The following is a 22069-nucleotide window of genomic DNA, read 5'->3' on the forward strand; positions in this document are numbered from 1 at the left end:
GAGATATTATATTATGAAAAAAATTTTCCAATCAATCGTATTGCTTTTACTCTCAATGTTTTTTTGCGGTTGTACGACAATTGCAAAACTATTCCGTTCATCTGGAAGTTATCAAGTCTATGTGATGAAGTCTGAAGAAAATTCTTCTTTAGCAATAGGAAAAATTGTGGGTAGAGACGCTAGATTTTCTCCGTATCTTATGGAAAATTTCAAAGACATGCTTCAACTCCATTTAATGGCGGAAGGATATTCCGTTAAGGAAATGCCGGATGATAAATCCCTGAGAAAATTGTTTTCTAAAGCGAACTCAAATTCAGAAACGGCAGAACCTCTTGAATTAACCGAGAAAGAAGAAACGAAACCTGCCGTTAACAAAATCGATACCACCGAAAACACCTCGAACTTAAAGGACTTACTTCCTGAAAATCTCCGCCAGGTTTTGGATAAAGGAACAGTAGTAGGATTTTCTAATGTATCTAAGGAAACACAATTCAGTGATTTTCTTTCCAGCAACGAGATAAAATTTTTATCCGAACAACTAAAAATCCGCTATTTCATTCAAGGAGCGGTGGGTAATAACGATTCCGGAAATTTATTGGAAGAGGATTTTAATTCTTTGGTTTTTCTCAAAATTTACGATTCGAACGGGGTTTTGAAAGGTGGGATCACCTACGTTGTGAACGGGAGAAGCCTGAACGAAGCCAATCTATTAAAAGAAGTCTGCCGAAACATTTCCAACAGGATGAATACTCTCGTAAAACGATGAATACACAAAACACAGTTTCACATAAGAATTTTTTCGTTCCCGTCCTGGTATTGATTACCGCTACGAGTTATTCCTGCAAAAAAGATTCGGAAAAATTCAAGTCGTTACAAAGGGACGCGGATACCGCCTACGTAAAACAGGATTTAAACGGCGCGCTTTCGCTTTATTCGCAAGCGTTGGAAATGGATTCGGACTCGATTAGAACGATAATTATGTTGGGAAAAATTCATTATTATAAGAAAAATTTTGAAAAGGCAGAAGAGATGTTTCAAGACGCAGTAAACAGGGATAAATGTAACGCTAACGCCGCATACTGGCTTTCTAAAATCGAAAGTTTACACAGCGATAATAGGGCGGAAGCGAAAGAACGTCTTGAATCCATCATCAATCACATTCCCAGCAGGTGGGAAGTTGAATACACACTCGGTGCGATATTAGAATCGGAAGGGAAAATTCAGGAAGCCCTTGCCTTATACAATCAAACGAAAGCGGAATCTGCAAAACTCTCCCTTCTATATCTGCGATTGGGAAAAATATATCATAAAGCTCAAAGAAAGGAAATGGCGAGCCGTTATTTTGAAAGAGCCAGACTCATCTCCGAAGAAGATCCAAGCTTGATCAAAATGATCGAGTCTGAAATAGATAAGGAACAATAAATCAAGAATATATGCCCGATTCCAAATTACAAACCATTAGAAACATCTTAAAATCTAAAATCGTCAAATCCGCCTTATTGATCCTTTGTATATTTGTATTTTATAAAATTTTTATATACTATGACCCTAAAACATCCATAAGAGACAAAAAAAAGGAAGGGAAATTCGAGTTCATCTTGAATCTTTTCAAAAAAAAGAACAAAGATTACATTACGGATATGGATTCGGTAATCGTAAAAGCAACGAGTGTTTACCCGGAAAAAATAAATCCTGCGATTCATGCTCTGGGATCCGTCGACTTTTTGGATAAGGTGGATATCGTTTCCAAAACCGCCGGAAACATTGTGGAAATCAAAGCCAAAGAAGGGGAAAAAGTTAAAAAAGGAGACGTACTGCTTCATATAGACACTCTTCAGTTAGAGTTAGAAAGAAAAAAAAACCAATCGGCATTACAAAGCGCCTTCTCTTCTTTGAGCCTTAGCGAGGAAAAATATGCAAAAGCCAGAGAGAATATCGAAATCAGAATGTTGGATATCGAAAAAAGAAAAACACAAACCAAAGAAGCCAAAGCCGAATTGACCAAAATGAAAATGACGTTTGCCGGTAAGGAAACCCTCTATAAAGAAGGGGGAATTAGTAAGGAAGAGATGGAACATGCCCAAACGGCGCTAATAACTGCGGAAGCCAAATATCGGATGAGTATTAAAGATTGGGAAATGGGAATGGTCGGTTTCAGAAACGAGGATATCATTTCAAAAAATATAAAAGTTCCCGATGATCCCAAGGAAAAATTAAAACTGTTCGTAGATATCAATACTCGTATCGACAAAGCGGAAGTAGATGTTGCAAGATCCCAAGTGGAATCGGCTAAGGCGGCTCTGACATCTACGGAGGAATTGATTCGTGCCGCTACGATTCGCTCTCCGATAGACGGTGTAGTCGCTTATGTCAATAAACACGTCGGAGAATACGTGAATCCGGGAGCAGTAAATAGTCCGGACCAGGCAATTTTGGTTCTCGTAAATATCCACAAGGTATTCGCAAAATTGAATATTAGAGAATCAGATATGATTTCAGTCCGTAAAAATATGGATCTGGAATTTACGGCGGACGTGTACCCCGATAGGAAATTCAACGGAAAAGTGGGAATCATCAATCCAATCGTAGATCCAAAAACCCACACTATGGAAGTAAAGGCATTAATCAGAAACGAAGATCGATCTTTAACTCCCGGAATGTTTGTAAGAGGTTCCATTTTTACAGGAGAAACAAAAATGTCTCTCCTTGTTCCTTCGGAGGCACTGTTCGCCAAAGATAACGATGTCGCCTGGATTTATGTGCTTAACGACGGGATTGCCTTAAGAGCTAAAGTGAGAACCGGAAGCCAGTACGAAGACAAGGTCGAAATATTGGAAGGTTTAAATCCCGGAAGTATCGTCGCCGTGGAAAAACTCACCCAACTTAAAGACGGAATGAAGGTTCGTCCCGAAATAGAAAACGGCCTTAAATAAAAGTGAAATATCTTCAAAAGATAGCAATCGACAGGCCAGTAACGACGGCTATGTTTTATCTGCTTCTGATTCTGCTCGGTCTAATTTCCCTAAAGGATCTGGAGGTAAATCTACTTCCAGACATGGAATTTCCTCGCCTAACAGTAATTACAAATTTTCAAAACGCGGCACCTGAAGAAGTAGAAAATCTGATTACAAAACCTTTAACCGAAGCCGTAGGTACCGTGAAAGGGATCGAAAAAATTTCGTCCGAATCAATGGAGGGCGTTTCTTTCGTCACTCTACAATTCGGTTGGGGAACCAAAATCGATTACTCCGCGATGGAAGTGCGAGAAAAAATAGATCTGATTCGAGGAATTCTTCCCGAAGACGCAGGTAAACCGATCGTCGCAAAATTCGATCCGAGCCAATCACCAATTCAAGAAATCGTTTTTTTTCCGGTGGATAAATCCAGGACGCACGAACTCAGAGGTTTTATCAAAAGGGAAATTAAAAGTTATTTGGATCGTGTGGACGGTGTCGCGCTCGCGCAAATTTCCGGAGGATTTAAAAAAGAAATCCTGATCGAAGTGGATCCGTCTTCTATGTATGCGCATCAAATATCGATCAGAGATATCCAGGGCTCTGTCGAAAGCTCGAACATAAATTATCCTGCGGGTCATATAGAAGAAGGTTCCAGAGACGTATTAATCCGAACCATCGGAGAATACCAAGATTTTCGCGAAATCGAAAAAACCAACGTATCCAAAAACGACAAAAACATTCCAGTTCGGCTGGGAAATATCGCTCAGATTAGCGAAGGGTATAAAGAGAGAAAGGGCCTTGCAAGATACAACGGCGAGGAATGTGTAACCGTATCCATCTATAAGGAATCCGGAAAAAATACGGTAACAGTTTCAGAATCCGTTCGATCGGAATTAGAACGTCTTAAAGAACAATATAAAAACGTAATTAAAGCGGACATTGTATACGAAGAAGCCAGATTCGTAAAACAATCCGTAGACAATATCACCGGCGAATTAATCTCGGGTGGGATATTGGCGTTTCTTTCTCTTATATTCATACTTCGTAATATGGAAAGTCCGCTGATTCTTTTGACCGTACTTCCCATATCAGTAATAACTACGTTTTTACTGATGTATCTAAAAGACCTCACGCTGAACGTTATGACATTAGGCGGTCTTTCGTTGGGAATCGGAATGTTGTTCGACTCTGGTAACGTTGTTTTAGCCGCAATCGAAAGACACGTTAGAAACGGACTTTCCGTTAAGGAAGCCTCCTTAACCGGAGCCAACGAAGTCGCCGGATCGATCACTTCCGCAGTTTTAACCACAGTTATCATTTTTTTACCGATCGTTTTTTTAAAAGGAATCATCGGAGTCGTATTCGGCGAAATGGCTTTGACGATCACCTTTTCGTTACTAGTGAGTCTGGCCGTTTCTCTGACGTTAATACCTATGTTATCCGCACTTCGCGGAAATAAGGTTTGGTCTCGGAAATTCGATCAGTGGTCTTTTTTCAAAAAAGTCGCAATTTGGGAAAACGAAATAGACGCTCGATTTGTGAAAGGACTAACGAACTGGATCGGAAAACCGAAACGCTTTTTTATCGGAATCGCAATCTGCTTTGCGGGGGTTCTGATTTTGATTTCGTTCGTGGATAAGGAGTTCATTCCTAAAGTAGATACGGGAGAATTTAAGATCGAAATTCTCAACGTAAAGGGTTCCTCGCTTTCCTCAACGTCCAAGCTTGTCGAAGAATTGGAGACGAAATTACTCGAAGAGAAAGAAGTAAAGCACGTCATTTCGAACGTCGGTTACGACGAAGAACAGATTTTATCTCGTTCGGGAGGAGAAGTCGGAACTCACCAAGCTCAGATACGCATTGTTCTTTCTACGGAAAGATCCGAAAAAACAAAGGATTTTATTCGTAGGTTTAGGGAAAAAGTCCGATATGGATCGACTATAGGAATTCACTTTTATCCCGAAGAGGATATGCTTTCCAAAATACTTTCTCCCGACTCCAAGGCGATCACTTTAGAGGTGGAAGGAAACGATCTCGCCACTTTAGCTTTTATCGGAGAGAATATCAAAAGCGAAATCACTAAAATTCAAGGTATTACCGATTCCAAAAGTAGCCTAGAATCCGAAAATCGGGAATTCCAAATCCGATTTGACGAGGATAAAATGTCCGTTTACGGATTGTCACATCAATATCTCGCCGGAATTTTAAAAACCGCCCTTAAAGGTACAATTGCAACGCGTTTGAGAATCAACGATGAGGAATTCGACGTTAGACTCCGTTATAGACAATCCGATCGAAAACACAAAGAAGATATTTCTAGAATTCTAATCCGCACTCCTTCTGGAGACGCTATATCTCTGAATCAAGCAGCCGAAATTCGGGAAGGAAAAGGATACGCATCTATCCTCAGAATCGGTCAAAGTAGGGTCAATCGTATTACGGCTAACGTAGAAAACGTAAAACAATCAATCGTTCTTTCGGAAATAGAGGACTATATAGAAAAATTAAAATTACCCGTCGGATACAAAGTCCATTTCGGAGGGGAAAAAGAAAATATAGACGCATCCATGCGTGAACTTCTGTTCGCATTTATCTTGGCAGTTGTTCTGATTTATATGTTGCTCGCGGGTCAATTCGAATCGCTTTTAATTCCTTTAGTCATGTTGTGTACGATACCTCTGATCCTGATCGGAATTATACCTGCGTTATTGATAACGGGTAACAGCTTCAATATCAGTTCGTTTACCGGAATCATTCTTCTAGTGGGAATTGTGGTAGATAACGCCGCCTTGTTTTACGAATACGTGGAGATCCTAGAACACGATCAGGTATCTCTCAAAGAAGCAATCATAGGAAGCGGACAAATTGTACTTCGTCCGATCATCATGAATAACGGAACTACACTTTTAGGCCTACTTCCGGTTGCGCTCGAATTAGGGGAAGGAACCGAATTTCAGTCCCCGATGGCCGTGACGGTGATCAGCGGCTTAGCCGCTTCGGTCGTGTTGTCGCTCTTTCTAATCCCAATCGCTTTTTATTATATTCTAAAATGGCAAAGAACAAGAAAAAAAACGATCTGAAGGAATATACGACCGTTCCGGAATTCGGCCGGAAACCGTCTACTCTTACTCTTTGGGTAGAGAATCATAAAACGGGAACCACAATGATTTTCCTAAGTTTGATATTATTGGGTATAATCGCATTTCGTTTTATTCCCATATCTCTTTTTCCGGAAGCGCCGTATCCCGGTTTAACCGTCGAAACAGAATATTTCGGAGTCGGTCCTGAAAAGATAGAAGAGATTATCACAAAACCGATCGAAGAATCCGTATCTACGTTAGGCGGTATTGAACATCTTTTTTCTGTCTCCGAAGAGGGAAAATCGAAAGTGCATATCCAATTTGATCAGAACGCGGATCTAGAAATTAAATCCCTGGAAATAAGAGACAAAGTAGAACAAGTTTCCTATAAATTTCCACGAGAAACGCAAAAGCCTGTCGTCCTTCAATACGATCCTACTCAAAAACCGTCATTTATAATCGTTCCAAAGAGTACATCTTTAAACATTATGGAAATACGTGAAATATCGGATCGTGAAATTAAAAAAATCATCGAAGGAATCCCCGGAGTCAGCGAGGTGGTAGTCGCCGGAGGAAAGCCGAGAGAAATTTTGGTTTCCTGCGATGCACAGAAAATGCTCGGATACGGCGTCGATATGAACCTGCTTTTATCCGTACTTCAGGAGGCAAATTATAACGAGAATCCCGGAGAAGTTACGGAAGGAAGCGTTCAAATTCCAGTTTACGTAAAAGGAAGAATGAGAAGTTTAAAAGAGATAGAATCCTTATCTCTTCGAAGAGACAATTCCGGCAGATTTGTACGTGTAAAAGATGTAGCAAAAGTAAATTTTTCCTATCGAGAGGAACATTCGGCCGCAAGAGTAAACGGAGAAAATACGGTCAGTATATACGTTTATCGAGCCGGAACCGCCAATCTACTTGCAGTTTCCGACGAACTCAGAAAAGAGCTCAAAAAAGCGGAAAGTGAGAACCTAAATTTTGAAATATTGTACGATCAAGCCGAAACGGTCACTAACGCAATTAGAAACTTTTTTATCGCTTCGTCCATAGGTTTCCTAATTTTCGTTATTGCAGCTTTTTTAATATTTCAAGAATTCAAATCCTCTTGTTTATCCGCATTTTTACTAATATGTCAATTTTTTATCGGTTCGATTTTAATGTATTTTCTAAAAATCGATTATAATCTCGTTACAATTGTCGGGTTGATTTTGAGTTGTGGATGTTGTCTAAGCGTTTTTATCGCAAATCGATTGTTTTCTGATCGCGGGAAAAACAACAAATCTATCTCGATCACGGGAGAAATATTTACTACAATTCTTTTAATATCGGGAGTGTTCCTACCTATACTATTTGCCACAAAAGAACTGAAAAGCATCTACGGCGGGCTCGGTTTCGTTTTATCGGGTAATTTTTTTATAAGTTTTTTAATTTCAATCGCGATATTACCGAGTCTTAAAACCGAATCGAGTTTTAAAAGTGGAAACTTCTCCGCTCCGAAAATCCTAAGAATATTAATCGCCAAAGAAAATGTATTATCTTTTTATGTTCATCGGATTAAAGACAATATTATACAAAAAACATTATCGTTCGTTGATTATTCGAGAAATAACCCTCGTATATTTTTGTCGTTTTATATTCTATTTATTTTAACCGGAATTTACTTTTATCTAATATCCAAACACGAATTTATCAACAAAGTCGAAGAAAAACAATTGATAGGAAACGTGGAATTTCCTTCCGGGACCAGCTTTTCAAGAATCAATAATGTAACCGAACGAATCGAGAAAAACCTTTCGGAATTATACAATATCAAAGAAGTCAACTCAAGAGTGGAAAATGGAAAATCCACGATTGTAGTGAAGTTTAACGAAAGCGTTTCCGACGTGGATGAAATTGGAAAGGAATTGGAAGAAATCGTCGGAGACATCAAACCTGCTTTTATATATTTTTCCGGAAGTAATGACGAAGCCTTATTGAAGGAGGTAACAATCGACGTGATCGGAGACGATCTGAACACGATCGATCGAATTACGAGAGAGGCTTCCTCAACCGCACAGGGTTTACTTCCGAACGTTAGACACGTTTTATTGAGATATAAACCTCCTAGGGAAGAGGTTCGAGTTGTGATAGACAAGGAAAAAAGCGAGTCTTTGGGAATTAGTTCCCAAGATATCGGAAGACTTATACGTTACGGAATCCAAGGAGGAGTCGCGACAAAGTTCATAGAAGAAGAGAGGGAAATAGATGTTCGTATTCGGTACGATTCGAATTACCGCGATCAGTTTTCGGATCTGAAAGAATACAAAATCGACATAGAAGACGGAAAGTCCGTGCCACTTTTGGAAATAGCCTCTTTAGTTCGAAACACCACACCTGTAAGAATTTATAGAAAAAATAAAAGAAGAGTTTTATCATTTAGTCTTCGGATTGCCGATATGAGTTTAACCGAAATTATTCCCAAACTCGAAAAATTAAAACAAATCGAACTCCCCAAACAATATCGGATCGAGTTCAGCGATAGTCTGAAAAAGGTTTTAGAACATCAGAAAAAAATGAATTTCATTCTGGGATTTGCCGCATTGATTTTGTTTATGATATTGGCGTCTTATTTGGAATCTTTGAAGGGACCGTTCTTATTGTTATCCGTACTCCCTTTACCGTTGTTCTTTATTATAATATTTATCCATTTAATCGACGTGCCCTTTACCATTCCAGTTTATATAGGAATGATTATCATAAGTGCATTCGCAATTTTGGAAGCGTTTATACTCAGAAAAGAATTGGCTCCTTGGAAAAATAAAGGAGAAAAATTCGAATCCGGAGCGATACCGTACGACTTAATGGAAAAAATAAAAACTTTGCTGGCAAAGTTTTTCCAACTTTGGTTTTTAATCGCTTTATTCTATTTACCTTCGGCTTTCAGCTTCGGAACCGGCTCGGCGATGCTTAAAACAGTATCCATCACATTAATCCTCGGATTAGTCGGAATTTGTTTTTTTACTCCGATCGTTTTTATCACATTGTATTTATATCCAATCACGATCGTAAATACGGTTATTCGCACTTATCAACACAGCATGGATTGGACAAATTTTAAAATCAAGGAACTTAGGAGAAAGATACGATGACCGTATGGAATTATTTAAAGGACGTCTTATTTAGACCGGAATATTATTTCAAAACCTATCAGTTACAATCGGATCGATCTAAATCGAACCACTCAATTAGGAATTTCTTGATCATTTTGTTTGGTCTTGCGGTCATTCTAACGTCTACGAGAGTTTTACACGAATCGTTGTTTGCTCCGATAAAAATCAAGGTCGCCCAGGAAGCCTCCGCTAAGGCGGAAGAAAATCGAAAAAATTATGCACAGGATCAAGGATTCATTTTTACCTTGTTGTCTAAAGTAATCTATGTTTTGATCTGGATTTTAATTCCGACTCTACTCGCGTTAATTCGACTTCCTATTCTTTATTTCATCGGAGAGCACAAAGTCAGATTTAAACAGCTCTTTATTACAACTCTCGCAACTTCCCTCCCTCTTTTATTTTCGAGTTTTATCATCTCGGCCGGATACGATTTAATTTCACTCAATTATACAATGGAAAACGTAGACTCCTTGAAGTTGTTTTTTTCGATCGGCTTGTTGACTTTATTACTGGCTTGGATTTGGGAAGGACGGTTGTGTTACCACGCTTTTACGGGACAATATGATCAGAATAACGGAAGAGCTATTTTAATTTGGATCACACCCAGTTTATTATTTATGAACGCGTTTTCGATAAAATTTCTGATTCAAATTTGGTTCGGTTGATCAGTCGTAACTATAAAACGTTTTGGATATTTTTTTCTTTAGAGTTTGAATCACTTTTAGCCATAGAGACTCCTACGGTTACTTATCCTCACATATTCGCTGATATACGAACTATATCGCAGAGGCGACTCGTGAAGTATTGGCGTAGGATTCCCCGAAGCAATGAACCAATTTTCAATCATTTTCGGCGAGCGATTGAAGATCGATTCGTTTTAAAGAAAGTTATTTACACAGGATTCCTGACACTGCCTCGTTTTAGGATATGTCATTTACACAGTTCTACTGACACCTCCCTCTCGTCGACTTTAAAGAATTCCATTTTCTTTCAGGTTTTTTTCGGAGAATCCTGTAATTTCTAAAACGGTCTTTAGATCAATTCCTTTCTTTAACATTTTACCGGCAACCTCCAATTTTTCTTCAATCTTGCCTTTCTCAACACCTTGTTGTATGCCTTCTGAAATGAGTCTCTCCGCTGTAGTCACTGTTAGTTCCTCATATTGTTCTAATTTTGATCTTTCCAAAACTCTTTTGAGTTCCGTAGGTTTTAAATCACGGGCCCAATAAATATACAACAACAGTTTCCGTAAGATTGCAACCCTTTTCGATTCTTCCTCTATTCCTAATAGTAGCGAAAATAACCCCGGTAAGTGAGAAACAAATTCCAAATCCCCTTCCCGGATTTTTTGAACCACTCCCAAAGTGACTTGAAAAGTGATACTTTCCAACTTCTTCTTCAACTCTACTTCTTTTAGATCGAATAAGTCTATTTTAAAATCGGGGATAAAGTCTTTTAGAATTTCCGTTTCTTGTTTTGTTAATACGAACTGGTCCAAAAATCGATCTCCCAATTTCCATTCCTTTTCTCCGTGATAGAACACGAATGGAATTACAACCGATAGCTTCTCTCCATTTCTTTGTTGGTTTCGATAGATTTCCGTTAAATATCCTAATAATTGAATATAGATGGTGTTTTCTAAATAACTTTTGTGTTCGAAAAGTAAATAGACGTTCGACTTGTTTCCGGACTTGAGAGGGATTTGAAACAGCAGATCTGTTTGTTCTTGTTTTAATTCCTCGGATATAAAGCTCGATTCGGTCAATTCCAAATTTTCCAAGTCGAGTAATTTGACCACTTCCGGCGCTAACGTGTTTTTGAAAAAAGTAGCCGCTTCTTTTTTGTCCTGAAAGGTTTCTCGAATCAATCGATCGTGAGGATTGTTCACTTCGGTCATCGGTCATCCGTTATCCTTGAGCTATCGTTTTTCTCGGTCAATTTCATTCGGAATCTAATTCGCTCAAGGCTTAAAAATCCCTAATCCTAAAACCTCGGCCGTAGGAACTCCTACATTCAGAGGACTGATGACAGTGTCGCGGCAATGCCCGCTCCCACAGAAGACAGTTTTGGGACAAATTCTAATGTGAATTTGATATAAGACAAAATAGCGCCCCTTTCTGGACTTGAAAAACGTGGGTTATATGCAAGCATGAACCCCAAAAAAACACGGAGGTCCCCCCATTTTTCCGGAAACGAAAACCCAGCACTCTTAAGTTTTAGTCAAAACCAACACCTAAAACCGCTCCAAACCCAACCTTAATAATTTGTCCCGCAAACGGTTTCAGATTTTTTAGAAAATTGTGATTGCATTGTATTATGAAAATCACAAGATTCGTCTTTGTTACAAAACCGAACATAGATCCGCGTGACTACACTTACGATGAAGTCAGCTAATCTTTGTTAGAAATTGAATTTGTAACGGTTTTGTTAGTCTTTAAAAAACGATGTTAGAAAGAATCAAACGATCTAAAACGAGTCCGGCGTCCGGGAATAAAAATTTCCCCTATCGTCTTCCGTTTTTAGTCTTTTTTCTTTTGCATGGAATTACTGCTTTTACGGTATTATCCGTTTTAGTCGACTCGGTTTCTAATAAAACATTAGATCCTATTTTAGGATGGTCTTTTGAGCCGGAAAGTGAATTAGAACCTAATTTGCTTGAGTTACAAAAAGAAATAAACACGACTAAAAAACCAAAGATAAAATCGAAAGAATTAAAAACGGAAGAATTTGATTCAGAAACTTTTTCAGAAACGGTAAATCCAGTTTCTACAAATCAACCGGAAGCCATTGCAAACACAGAGCTTTTACCGGATCCGGATTTGACCTACAACTTAGAAACAACCGGTGCTGCGTGGGAAGCAGAAATGGAGCTTTCCATAAAAGAAAACAAAATCCATAATTCGAAGAACGACGATTTTTCCAAACACAAAAAGACTACACATTTCGATCGAACGGAAGAAGAACATTTTCCGGATTTTCAGTCAGGTTCGAAAGAGAACCCAAAGAAAAACACAATCGATGAAATTTCAAATTCTGATTTTTTAATAAAAGATCAAAAAATAAAAACCTTTTTGATTTCCACCGATTTTCCCAATCAAGAATTCGATCACATTCAAAAAATTGAAACCTCGAAACCGGAACCTCCCGACGAAGCTCAAAAGATCAAAACCTCAAAGCCAGACCGTCGGGACAAATTGACTCAACTGTATATTTTAGAAGTAGAACGTTATTTGTCTCGTAACTCTCAAAAGAAAAACGGGGCACCTTTGTCCAAAGAATATTCCGAAGTTGTGATTGATGCTTTGGAACAAGTTCATTGGAAAGACGACTTGAAGTTTGATTCTTTGGAACAAGTTCATTGGAAAGACGACTTGAAGTTTGATTCTTTGGAACAAGTTCATCGGAAAGACGACTTGAAGTTTGATTCTTTGGAACAAGTTCATCGGAAAGACGACTTGAAGTTTGATTCTTTGGAACAAGTTCAATCAAAAACGATTCCAACAATCCGACAAGATGTCGCGGTCTTAGAGACAGGTTTTGAGGAAGAAACCGCCAATCCACAAAAAGCAATCGAATCCGTTTCGGATTTGAGGTTTAAAGAAAAAGTTAACAATCGTTTTAGTGAAACTGTAACAAACCAAAAAGAAGTTTTGAATTTAGAATTCAATTCTGATTCCTCCAAAAACACGGAACATAGGTTTGGAAAAGTCGAAGATATGCTTGATTCCGCAAGTTGGGAATGGAAAGCCGATACCTTTGAGATTCGTATTTTAGAGAATGTTAATATAGAGAAATGGGCTTGGGAATATATCCGAGAAAAGTCGGAAGAAATCAAAACCGGACGATTGCAAAACAATTTACCCTCTTCTCTTTCTGAGAACGTAGAAAGAACTCCGTTGTATCCTCCGAGACGGGATCAATCCAATCTAAAAAATCAAAAAGTCACTTCGATCAATTCGGGTGATACCCGGAAACATTCCGATTTTCTAATTCTATTAAGTCATCTTTTGGAAGTTCCGAACCTCAATCGGAAACTAATGCGCTATTATTCCATCCGTATGAACGGACCGCCCCCAACAGTTCACAAACAGGTGTAAAAACATGAGACAAAACAGAGATTCAAAAAACAGATCCATCACCGACCTAAAACCGCGTTCAGAAGACGGAAGACAAACGAACTTCGTTTCGCTCGTTCCAGACAGAGGACAGAAAGAAACGGGGGAGATATTACATCACGATTTTAGAATACAGTTTACGGAGACAAAAAAGAAAACTGCATTAGAAAAACGAAATATTCTCGCTTTTAAAAACCGTTTTTCCTTTAAAACGAAGATCGTCAGTTTAATAACGATCCTCGCCTTTCACGTAGTTTTTGTGTTACCCTTATCGATATTAGGCGAACTCTCCGCTCAAAGTGTGCCGACGCTTGGATCGACAAAACAATTTGCAAACGACGAATTAAAACCTTACGTGGACGCGGCAAAAGCCGGAGCCACGGATTCGGGAACGTTTTTAAATTCGGTGAACAACGGAGAACAAGTATTAGAAGCCGCTTGGGAAACGGGAGTCAACGCGGAGATAGAAGCGATCGTGGGTGGAGTGAATAACTCGGACACGGTGAATAACGTAAATGTTTACAAAGACGCTGTAAGAGCTCAGTTGGAACTGCAAAAACAACAGGCAAAGAACCAGTGGATCGCGGACGTAAACGCATACATACAAGCAGAGTTACAAATCTTTTTAGCGACATTATCTCAAAACACATCGAACAACGTAACATCGACGAACACAAATGCGGTGAATACGATCAATCCGACTGTGCAAACTGTAACCACTACTCCTGCCGCCCAAGCAACAAACCCCGCACAAGCGGCACAGAGTTATTACCAAGGAACCCAACTCTGGGATTCTAAATGGCAGGATTTACTAACCAAACAAAACACCTGGGAACAGAATTCCTTAAATGCGATCCAGAATGGAATCCTGCAATGGAATCAATCGATTACAGGACTCGAAAATGATAAATTAAGTTATTTGAATGGAATCGAACAAACAAAAGCCCAGTGGTTGGCGAACAAACAATTGATTGCAAACGCTCAAAGCCAAATGAGAAACGCGCTTCAATCCACAATTACAAATATACGTTCTCAAGAAAATCAATTGAAAACAAATGCATCGAGTGATCCGAGTTTGACATCCGTGTTTGGGGACATGGATGAATTGTTGGAAGATCTACAGGAGGCTCTGAATTCTAACGCATCCCTCGGCACGTTAGCGCAAACATTAGGAAATTTTTTCCAAAGTCAGATAACAAACGCAACCGCAAAAGCAGACTACTGGAATATAACAAAATGGCAGGAGACGTATGCGACACAGACGGTTGCGTATTCTCAGATCGTGGGGAACTCTTCCATAAGTTGTACGAATTATGAAGGATCAGGATGTAACAACGTAGCCAGTGGGAATCGATCGATCGTATACAACAGTAATGGAAGTGTATATGGATGGAGAGCGAGCAGCGGTTCTTTGGTCTATCAATCGGATGAAACCGGCACGGTGGGCCAAGGTTCATATGGTTCGTCCGCATATATTGAAAACTCACATTACCAAATCAGTTGTCAAGCATGGGATTTCGGCGGAACTTGTGTCGGTGGATTTGGAGGTTACGAGTCCAACGGTGTCTATTGTGGTGACAGATTCGAATTCTGCGGATATACCCGAGACACAGTTATCGACCAAAACTATACAGTATTTGCAAGCGGGACGTTCAACCAACAACAGATAACAAACAACAATAATATTCGAAATGCAATATTCGGAAGTTATAATACAGCATTTGGACAATCCTCCCAAGCGGGAAATGCAGTTTCCGGATCGAGTGTTGCATTGGAAACAAAAGTATATTTGGGAGGAAGCGCTTTAAATAGTTCCAACTGGTATGGATCGTTGGGATTGAATAACCAAGTTCAAATACAAACGAAATACAAATACATAGACTCTGCGATGCAAGCAAACCAGAACTTTTGGACGAGTATGAAAACTCAGTTTACAAATATTGCATCTACATTTTTGTCCTTGGTCAATCCGTTGAAAGACTGGGAAGAAAGATCGCAAACATACGAAGAAGAATACCAAGCAAAACTATTAGAACTGGAACAAACGAAACAATCTACGATTTCCAACTATGATAATCAGATTAATCTCATGAAGGCGGCAAGAGGAGCCTGGGTCACAGAAGTTTACGGTTACCAAATGGCAGGAATTGCAGGAAGCGCGGATAACGCAAATAGCCAATACAGAAGCGGACAAGAGAATTGGGATAATACGATATCAATCTTCCAACAATCGGAACTCAACTGGTATTTATCCGCAAAAGATATATTACAACAAGCGGTAACTGCAACTGACGGAGAAACACAATTCCAAACAAACGCAATTCCGCAAGCAAACCAACTACAAACACAAATTACAAACTCGGAGACAAATACAACCGGGCTTTACAACGCAGCAACAGGTTTGTATCAAACGTATCAATATGCAGCGGCAGGAAACGTAATGCAACAAGCATTAACGAATCAACAAAACCAAACAAGTTGGAACGGACAAGGAGCCAACCTCTCTCAAACAATCGCGGATTCTTTTGGAAGAAGCGAAGCCTACAAAACAGCAGAACTCAGCGCAAGTAATCGAATCAATGCACTGGCACAAACGATTTACGGAAACGGGGCATATATCGTAGACAATATAGAGTTGCAAACACTCCAAACCCAAATTACAACGAGCGGACAAAACCAAACGTTTTGGCAAAATGAAATCAATGGAACCAACGGAGGATTTAACTTTAACGGTCGCAACAACACAAGCCAAGCAAAAGAAACCTTGTATACGAACATGATCGCAGACATTGCAGTCGCGACAACACTACAAGCAGAAGTAGTCGATGAAGAGATCACATATTTAAAAACCGCAAACGAATACTTTGAGAAATCCGAAAGATATCAAGAGTTAGCAGACAAAGCAAGAAGCGAAGCAAAATTCGACGAAGCAGCGCTATACACTGGTTATGCGGTGAGAGAAAAAAACAACGCTTTAGGATATTTAAAAAAGAAATACTACAACTTGGGAGAAGAAATTACGAGTGAAATAGACAACCGAGGATTGACATATACCAAAAATTCTTTCCTAAGTTACAGAGATAACCTACTCAACAAAAACTTTCAAAATACAACTCAAGTTCAAAAACAAATCCAAGAAGGAAAAAACGCTGTAGCAGGAATTATTTCCGAAGGAGAAAGTTACAACCAAATCCAAGGAATGATCCAAACGGCGACAAACCTAAACAAACAAGGAGAAGAAAACAAAGAACGAGTGGAACGGTTGCTACTCGAATCCAAAGAATTAGCAAACCGTAATATCGGAGAAGGACTCTTGGATGGATTGCAAGAAATGATCGCAAGCATACAAAGCACACTCCCACAAGAAGTAAGCGCAAACGGAGTGAGCCAATACATACAAGCACAAGAGAAAGAGCTGGAAGAAAAACAAAAAAAGGCAGACGAACTACTTGCCCACATGAATTCACTTGTGACAAACCAAAACGATTTGAATGCATTACAAACCCTACTCCAAGGAAGCAGCCAAGCAATCAACTTGGCAGCAAACAGCGCAGTGTCCAAATACTTAGACGATTACGCAAAGAAACTTCAAAAAGACAACGAAGAAAGAAGTAACCAACTCCAAAAGACACTCCTCGAAGCTCTGACGAACGGAGAAGATTACAAATATCTCAGAGACGCAGGATATTCTTTCCGAACGGATGGAGAAGGAATATCCGCGTATCGACAGATCTACAGCGGAGAAATCGAAATCGACGGCAGTGCGATGAAGAGCACGAGTTATTCTCCCGATTTAGAATATCAATATATTAGAATAGACACAAAATTCAATCCAGGAAACTTGAGCGTGGATATGATGAATCCAAACGCGACAAGATTCAACGCGGAAATGGTACTGGGAGTTAAAAACTACATCGACAATCTCCAAAAGAACGTGGAGACGATGTTTGCTCAGTTCAGCGACAAAACAAACGAGATCAAAGAAGAATACGCACAGAATCAAGAAATCCGAGACTACAAAAAGGAACTCTACAAAGAAAATCGGGATACAACGGTAGCCTCCTTTCAAGCTTTACCAGGCGACTTGAAAGGCATGTTCGAAGGAGAAATGGGAGGACTCAAAAATTATCACGAACAAGGATCGAAATACAACTTCGGAACAGAAAGTTTCAAAGGCCAAAGCGGAGATATGAAGAAGATTGGAAAGGCGATGTATGAAGGAGCAAACATTGACGACACAGTTTTTGGAGGAAGCAGAGAACTCAAAGGCTCGGTGAGCGTCAAAGGCATACCTGTAGAAATTAGCTACGGAATGCAGTATTTGATCGTAACATCCGGATTTGATATATCGAATTTAGGCTACAACTTCAACTTGAAGTTAGTGGGAACTCAAAACGCAGAGAGTCAACTCTCGAACGTAAATCAAAAATATGCCGTCTACTCCGAAGACATTCAAAATAGAATCGAGAAACAAGCAAAGGCGAATGACGCGGAGAAGGAAAGCAAGGGATTTCTATTTACAATTTTGAATGGAATGAACGGCGGATCCGGAAGCATGGGCCAAAGATTTACCCAAGCCGTGAAGTCGGAAGCACAAAGCCGCATAACGGGAGCCGTTGCGGAAGCAACCGGATTACCGGCTTCACTTGTCGGAGCTTTAGTCGGTGGAAGTAGTATGAAAGACGCAGTCAAAGCGTATGTCAAAGACGAGACCGTAAACGCAATTTCGAAAGCAACCGGATTACCTACATGGCTTATCTCCAATCAGATGGAGAAGATGAACAAACCGAAAGAACAATGGTATCAAAGCCAAGAGTTCCAAATGGTGACAACAGTGGTAGCAGTAGCGGCAGCGCCCTTCACCGGCGGAGCTTCTCTGATGGTCGCTATGGCAGTGGGTGCAGGCCTGGGTGCCGCCACAGGAGCTGCAAGCGGAGGATTAAAAGGTGCGCTCGTCGGTGCTGTGGGTGGAGCTGCAGGAGCTGCTGTCAAAAGTTTTACCGGAGGAGCGGTTAACGTGGGACTTAGCTACTCCGCAGAAAACGGATTCGGAGCAAGCGTCGGAGTCGGATACGGACCGGCAACAGCAACAGTGGGAATCTCCGAGCGAGGCGGAACATCGGTAGATGTCGGTTTAACAAAAGGCGGCTTTAACGCAGGACTAAACTACAACAGTAAAACAGGAAGCGTGAGCGGAAGCACAGGATTTACTTCCCAAAACGGAACAGGCTTAGCGCTGAGCTACAACGAAGGAGACGGATTTGGTGCAAGCCTTAGTAAAAGTTTTAGCAATGGAGTCAATGGCGGAATCAGTTGGAGCGAGAAAGGCGGTGTCGGTGGAAACATCGGATACGAAGCACCTGGAGACAAAAACAAACCGAAAGACTCACTTGCAAATCAAATGAAAGGAGCCGGTGGAACTTTAAGTTTCAATCAAAGAGACGGAGTATCCGCAGCGCTTAACGCATCGGGAGGAGTCAATGCAGGAAACTGGAGTGAGTCCGGAGGCTTCCAAGCAAACACGAACTTTTTGGCAGACAAGTGGAAAGCCGATTTTATATCAGGAAAAGCGAAAGAAGACGCAGATGCGCAAGAAGCATCGAGAGGCGCTCAAAATAGGAACAATCAAGAATCTGGAGCAGCGGCGATCGCAGGGGCTGGATACGCCGGAACGAGAAGAGAGGACGGAAGCGACGGAGGAACAACCTTTGAACATTTGAGTGAGAACGACCAGAAGAATTTGAACAAAGAAATCGAGCATCTTCAAAGCCAATACGACAAACTTCAAGGAGTAGAATTGGCTGGACTCAAAGAATCCGGACTTCCTGAAAAAGCTGCTTTGACTAAATTAACGCGAATCGGTAACGAAGTATCTGCATATCTTGATTTCAAAGAAGGCAAGATTTCAAAAGCAGACTTCGACAAACGGGTCGGAGAAGCCAAATCAACGTACGCGAATAATACACAAGGAGAGAGGGACAAGATCCCTCTCAATACCGCAAAAGATCCTGGCAAATACACAGATGTCTCGAAGGAACACTTACAAAAACTAACTCATTTGGAAGATTCAAAAGGAGTAATTGGTAAAATTGTGAAGGATGGGGACGGAAATATGTATTTCAGAACGGAGGCATTAGGAAAGGATTCGAAATCAATTCCGATGGAACCGACGAAAATAACTGAAAAGCCCTGGACTGCAGTTGATTCGCACAATCAGGCTAAAGATCCAGGTGCGGTAGATTTGCATGCTCCGTATGGTAGTCCAATGACTGTAATGAAATCCGATGACGGAAAGTTTCAAGTTACTGGATTGAGTAAGATGTCAGAGGGCGGAAACTCTCTTACACTAAAATACAAACTTGGAGGGGTTACGCGTGAGGTAGATCTTCGTCATGCCCAAAATCAATTTCCAAGTTACGTGATTGATCAGTTAAAAACCAATCCAAATACTCCGCTTACATTCGACAATGGGACGATTGTCGGTTGGACTGGTGTAACTGGACAGCATGGAATTGGGAATGACGGCCAAATCAAGTGGGATCCAACAGATCATGCCCATGCTAAATTTAGAAATTCAAATGCGACCCAGTGGAAAGATTGGGGACTGAAAGGAATGGGATATTGAGAATGGGTAAGAGAGGTAAAGTATGAAAGTTCAGAAAATAACATATCTTTTAATATTTTTAATTTTGGTGAATTGCGTGAAAGGAAAAGCAAAAGAGAATGACCCAACCGAAGAAGCGTTGTCATATTTGAGAATCTTGGCTCCAAATGATGCTCGAATGACGAAGGAGAAACTCAATGAAGTTGACGGATTTTATCTTAGAGATACGGCGATCACAGATGACAAATTAAAATACATCTTAATATTTCCAAATTTAGAAGATCTTGCATTATCAAAAACCAAAATATCAGATGAAGGTCTCACTACATTGCAAAATAACAAAATTAGACACTTAGATATTGATTCAACTTTGATTACGAACAAAGCGATTAAGGTTTTGCGAGATTGGAAACATTTAAAAATTCTCAATATTTCATATACGAATATTGATGATGAAGCTGTAGAAGATCTTTTAAAGTTAAACGTTGATCTTCGAGCGGCTGGAACCAAACTTTCCGACAAGGCAATTGAAAGGCTTCGCAAGAAAATGCCAGTGGAAACTGAGGATTACGAGCTTTAGACCGACCACAGCACCAGCACATTCCGAGTGCAAACTGGACTAAACGGTTCACAAAAGTGAACCGGCATGAAAGTTGCAGGGATGATGTGAAGAGAGACATCACATTATAAAAGTGTAAATGATGATTGGGTTAATTACCGGATTTGAAACCTGTATTCTAACAAACTCCGCAGGATGTAACTTTATTAAGGAGGTATCTTTGTTTTTTAGCGTCTTTCGATTGTTGGTTTAGCAAATTAGAATCAATGGATTTACCGCGAAAGATTTCGGAAGGAGTGAGTAGATAACGGCCGGCTCTGTTGGGCCGTTGATCGTTGTAGATGGGAATCCATTCGGACAATTTTTGAATCAAAGATTGTCTATTAGGAATATCTAAATGATGAAGGCACTGATACTTTGTGATTTTGTGGATTGCCTCTATGGGACTGTTAGAAAATGAAACGTCTTTACCTGCGGTAATTTTGTTGATTGGAAGCTTGTAATCAAAAATCATTCTGTCGAGAGCGCCTTGATTTTCGGGCCCCCCGTCGGTCATCAAATGAACGAAAGAAGATTCTTTAGAAAGATTGAGATTGATTAAAGGAAAAAGATCGGGTAAGGTCAATTTGGAAAAAGAGGTTTGATACTTGGAAATGGCTTCCTCGACTAACGAAGCACAGATGTCGCTGTCGACTTGGGCAGCGACTCTAAACGCTAAAATCATCTTAGAGAAGTTATCAATCAAGATGTAAATATGAGATTTGACGTTGTCTTTGGTGACAAACTGAGTGATATCGCAATGCCAAACTTCATTGGGACGGTAGGTTTTAAAACCTTCTTTCTTTAGCTTCTTAAACTTGTTTGAAAAGAGTTCGGGACGAATCACTCTTGCCCATTTGTAAAAGGAAGATAAGCTGCAATGCAGAATGTCGTTTTTTCTAGCGTATCCCCAAATGGAAGAAAGAGGCCAAAACAAAGTAGCTTTTTCCAAAAGAAGATTTTTTAAAGAATCGATTTCCTTGACTGAAATCTGACCGACAAACCGCTTGTGGCAGAGTTTTTCCCAGGAACTACTACATCGGAACCGCACTTGGAAAAACCAGCTGTGAAAAGTGGACTTTGAGATATGAAACTTCCTTAATGTTCTTTCGAATCCAAGGTCGTCCCTTACTCTTTGAATGGTACGGACGATTTTTTCTTTAACTTGAATTGAGTTTTTCATCTTTTCGGAAGAGATTTGATCTGAAGAAGACATAGTTTGATTTTTGCAAGAGCGATGATCCCTTTTTGAAGGGTAAGAGAGTTTTCCAAGCGTATGGAAAGGTAGTTAGCTTCTCTTTGAAGATTCGGCTCCATCCCGTTAAACCGAAACCCGTAGATATGACGAAAGGAATCTGGATCTTTGTTTTTTAGAGAGTGAACGGTGGATTTCGGTAACCCTTTGAGCTGCTCGGAAGTAATAACGCCGTTAGCGACATTGAATTTCCAGAATGTATCGTATGAATTCCTGTTTTTTTTAGGGATTGTAGGAAGTATGACTGATGAATGGGTCGCTGTCTGCATGTTATCTGTGAATACATCGTAATATTTTCATCACAATATGAA

12 protein-coding genes are annotated in these 22069 nt (G+C 40.0%); 9 read left to right on the top strand and 3 right to left on the bottom strand.

Features of this window, described 5'->3' with window-relative positions; genetic code table 11:
* The first annotated feature begins 13 nt into the window (after positions 1-13).
* From LEP1GSC190_RS15410 to LEP1GSC190_RS15435, 6 genes are read left to right on the top strand one after another with little or no spacing between them, the layout of a single operon-like run.
* On the top strand, positions 14-766 hold the full coding sequence (locus tag LEP1GSC190_RS15410) for a lipoprotein (protein WP_002745330.1): 753 nt from the start codon (positions 14-16) through the stop codon (positions 764-766).
* Positions 763-1422, top strand: a complete 660-nt coding sequence (locus LEP1GSC190_RS15415; protein WP_002745326.1) for a tetratricopeptide repeat protein — start codon at positions 763-765, stop codon at positions 1420-1422. Before LEP1GSC190_RS15410 ends, LEP1GSC190_RS15415 begins: the two co-directional genes overlap by 4 nt.
* 11 nt (positions 1423-1433) lie before the next feature.
* A complete protein-coding gene (locus LEP1GSC190_RS15420) occupies positions 1434-2933 on the top strand; it encodes an efflux RND transporter periplasmic adaptor subunit (RefSeq protein ID WP_002745313.1) in 1500 nt (499 codons plus the stop codon).
* A 2-nt stretch (positions 2934-2935) separates the two neighbouring features.
* The gene (locus LEP1GSC190_RS15425; RefSeq protein WP_081586298.1) at positions 2936-6037 is read left to right on the top strand and encodes an efflux RND transporter permease subunit; all 3102 of its coding nucleotides are present in this window, start codon (positions 2936-2938) and stop codon (positions 6035-6037) included.
* A complete protein-coding gene (locus LEP1GSC190_RS15430) occupies positions 6007-9165 on the top strand; it encodes an efflux RND transporter permease subunit (RefSeq protein WP_002745334.1) in 3159 nt (1052 codons plus the stop codon). The genes LEP1GSC190_RS15425 and LEP1GSC190_RS15430 overlap by 31 nt, the downstream gene beginning before the upstream one ends.
* On the top strand, positions 9162-9851 hold the full coding sequence (locus LEP1GSC190_RS15435; RefSeq protein WP_002762037.1) for a YIP1 family protein: 690 nt from the start codon (positions 9162-9164) through the stop codon (positions 9849-9851). Before LEP1GSC190_RS15430 ends, LEP1GSC190_RS15435 begins: the two co-directional genes overlap by 4 nt.
* A 305-nt stretch (positions 9852-10156) precedes the next feature.
* On the opposite strand, the gene LEP1GSC190_RS15445 is transcribed toward LEP1GSC190_RS15435, so the two are convergent.
* Positions 10157-11083, bottom strand: a complete 927-nt coding sequence (locus LEP1GSC190_RS15445; RefSeq protein WP_117344643.1) for an Rpn family recombination-promoting nuclease/putative transposase — start codon at positions 11081-11083, stop codon at positions 10157-10159.
* 547 nt (positions 11084-11630) lie between these two features.
* Between LEP1GSC190_RS15445 and LEP1GSC190_RS15450 the strand changes: the two genes are divergently transcribed.
* The 3 genes from LEP1GSC190_RS15450 to LEP1GSC190_RS15460 are packed head-to-tail and all read left to right on the top strand — an operon-like array spanning position 11631 to position 20485.
* Entirely contained in the window at positions 11631-13283 is a 1653-nt protein-coding gene (locus LEP1GSC190_RS15450) for a hypothetical protein (protein WP_126160283.1), read from the top strand.
* Positions 13284-13287: 4 nt separating this feature from the next.
* On the top strand, positions 13288-19926 hold the full coding sequence (locus LEP1GSC190_RS15455) for a hypothetical protein (RefSeq protein WP_237578311.1): 6639 nt from the start codon (positions 13288-13290) through the stop codon (positions 19924-19926).
* A 22-nt stretch (positions 19927-19948) separates the two neighbouring features.
* Complete coding sequence (locus LEP1GSC190_RS15460) at positions 19949-20485, top strand: leucine-rich repeat domain-containing protein (protein ID WP_002748295.1); 537 nt, start codon at positions 19949-19951, stop codon at positions 20483-20485.
* A gap of 157 nt (positions 20486-20642) precedes the next feature.
* On the opposite strand, the gene LEP1GSC190_RS15465 is transcribed toward LEP1GSC190_RS15460, so the two are convergent.
* Together LEP1GSC190_RS15465 and LEP1GSC190_RS20445 are read right to left on the bottom strand one after the other, a co-directional pair.
* Positions 20643-21686, bottom strand: coding sequence for a DDE-type integrase/transposase/recombinase (locus tag LEP1GSC190_RS15465; protein ID WP_237578312.1), 1044 nt, complete (start codon positions 21684-21686; stop codon positions 20643-20645).
* Entirely contained in the window at positions 21683-22027 is a 345-nt protein-coding gene (locus LEP1GSC190_RS20445; protein ID WP_237578313.1) for a hypothetical protein, read from the bottom strand. The genes LEP1GSC190_RS15465 and LEP1GSC190_RS20445 overlap by 4 nt, the downstream gene beginning before the upstream one ends.
* Between the last annotated feature and the right edge of the window lie 42 nt (positions 22028-22069).

The sequence above is a fragment of the Leptospira mayottensis 200901116 genome (assembly GCF_000306675.2).
Lineage (GTDB): Bacteria > Spirochaetota > Leptospiria > Leptospirales > Leptospiraceae > Leptospira > Leptospira mayottensis.

What these genes read in the sequence shown, in the direction of transcription:
- LEP1GSC190_RS15410 (WP_002745330.1), top strand. Translation starts at nt 14, where the DNA reads ATGAAAAAAATTTTCCAATCAATCGTATTGCTTTTACTCTCAATGTTT.
- LEP1GSC190_RS15415 (WP_002745326.1), top strand. Translation starts at nt 763, where the DNA reads ATGAATACACAAAACACAGTTTCACATAAGAATTTTTTCGTTCCCGTC.
- LEP1GSC190_RS15420 (WP_002745313.1), top strand. Translation starts at nt 1,434, where the DNA reads ATGCCCGATTCCAAATTACAAACCATTAGAAACATCTTAAAATCTAAA.
- LEP1GSC190_RS15430 (WP_002745334.1), top strand. Translation starts at nt 6,007, where the DNA reads ATGGCAAAGAACAAGAAAAAAAACGATCTGAAGGAATATACGACCGTT.
- LEP1GSC190_RS15435 (WP_002762037.1), top strand. Translation starts at nt 9,162, where the DNA reads ATGACCGTATGGAATTATTTAAAGGACGTCTTATTTAGACCGGAATAT.
- LEP1GSC190_RS15445 (WP_117344643.1), bottom strand. Translation starts at nt 11,083, where the DNA reads ATGACCGAAGTGAACAATCCTCACGATCGATTGATTCGAGAAACCTTT.
- LEP1GSC190_RS15450 (WP_126160283.1), top strand. Translation starts at nt 11,631, where the DNA reads ATGTTAGAAAGAATCAAACGATCTAAAACGAGTCCGGCGTCCGGGAAT.
- LEP1GSC190_RS15455 (WP_237578311.1), top strand. Translation starts at nt 13,288, where the DNA reads ATGAGACAAAACAGAGATTCAAAAAACAGATCCATCACCGACCTAAAA.
- LEP1GSC190_RS15460 (WP_002748295.1), top strand. Translation starts at nt 19,949, where the DNA reads ATGAAAGTTCAGAAAATAACATATCTTTTAATATTTTTAATTTTGGTG.
- LEP1GSC190_RS15465 (WP_237578312.1), bottom strand. Translation starts at nt 21,686, where the DNA reads ATGAAAAACTCAATTCAAGTTAAAGAAAAAATCGTCCGTACCATTCAA.
- LEP1GSC190_RS20445 (WP_237578313.1), bottom strand. Translation starts at nt 22,027, where the DNA reads ATGCAGACAGCGACCCATTCATCAGTCATACTTCCTACAATCCCTAAA.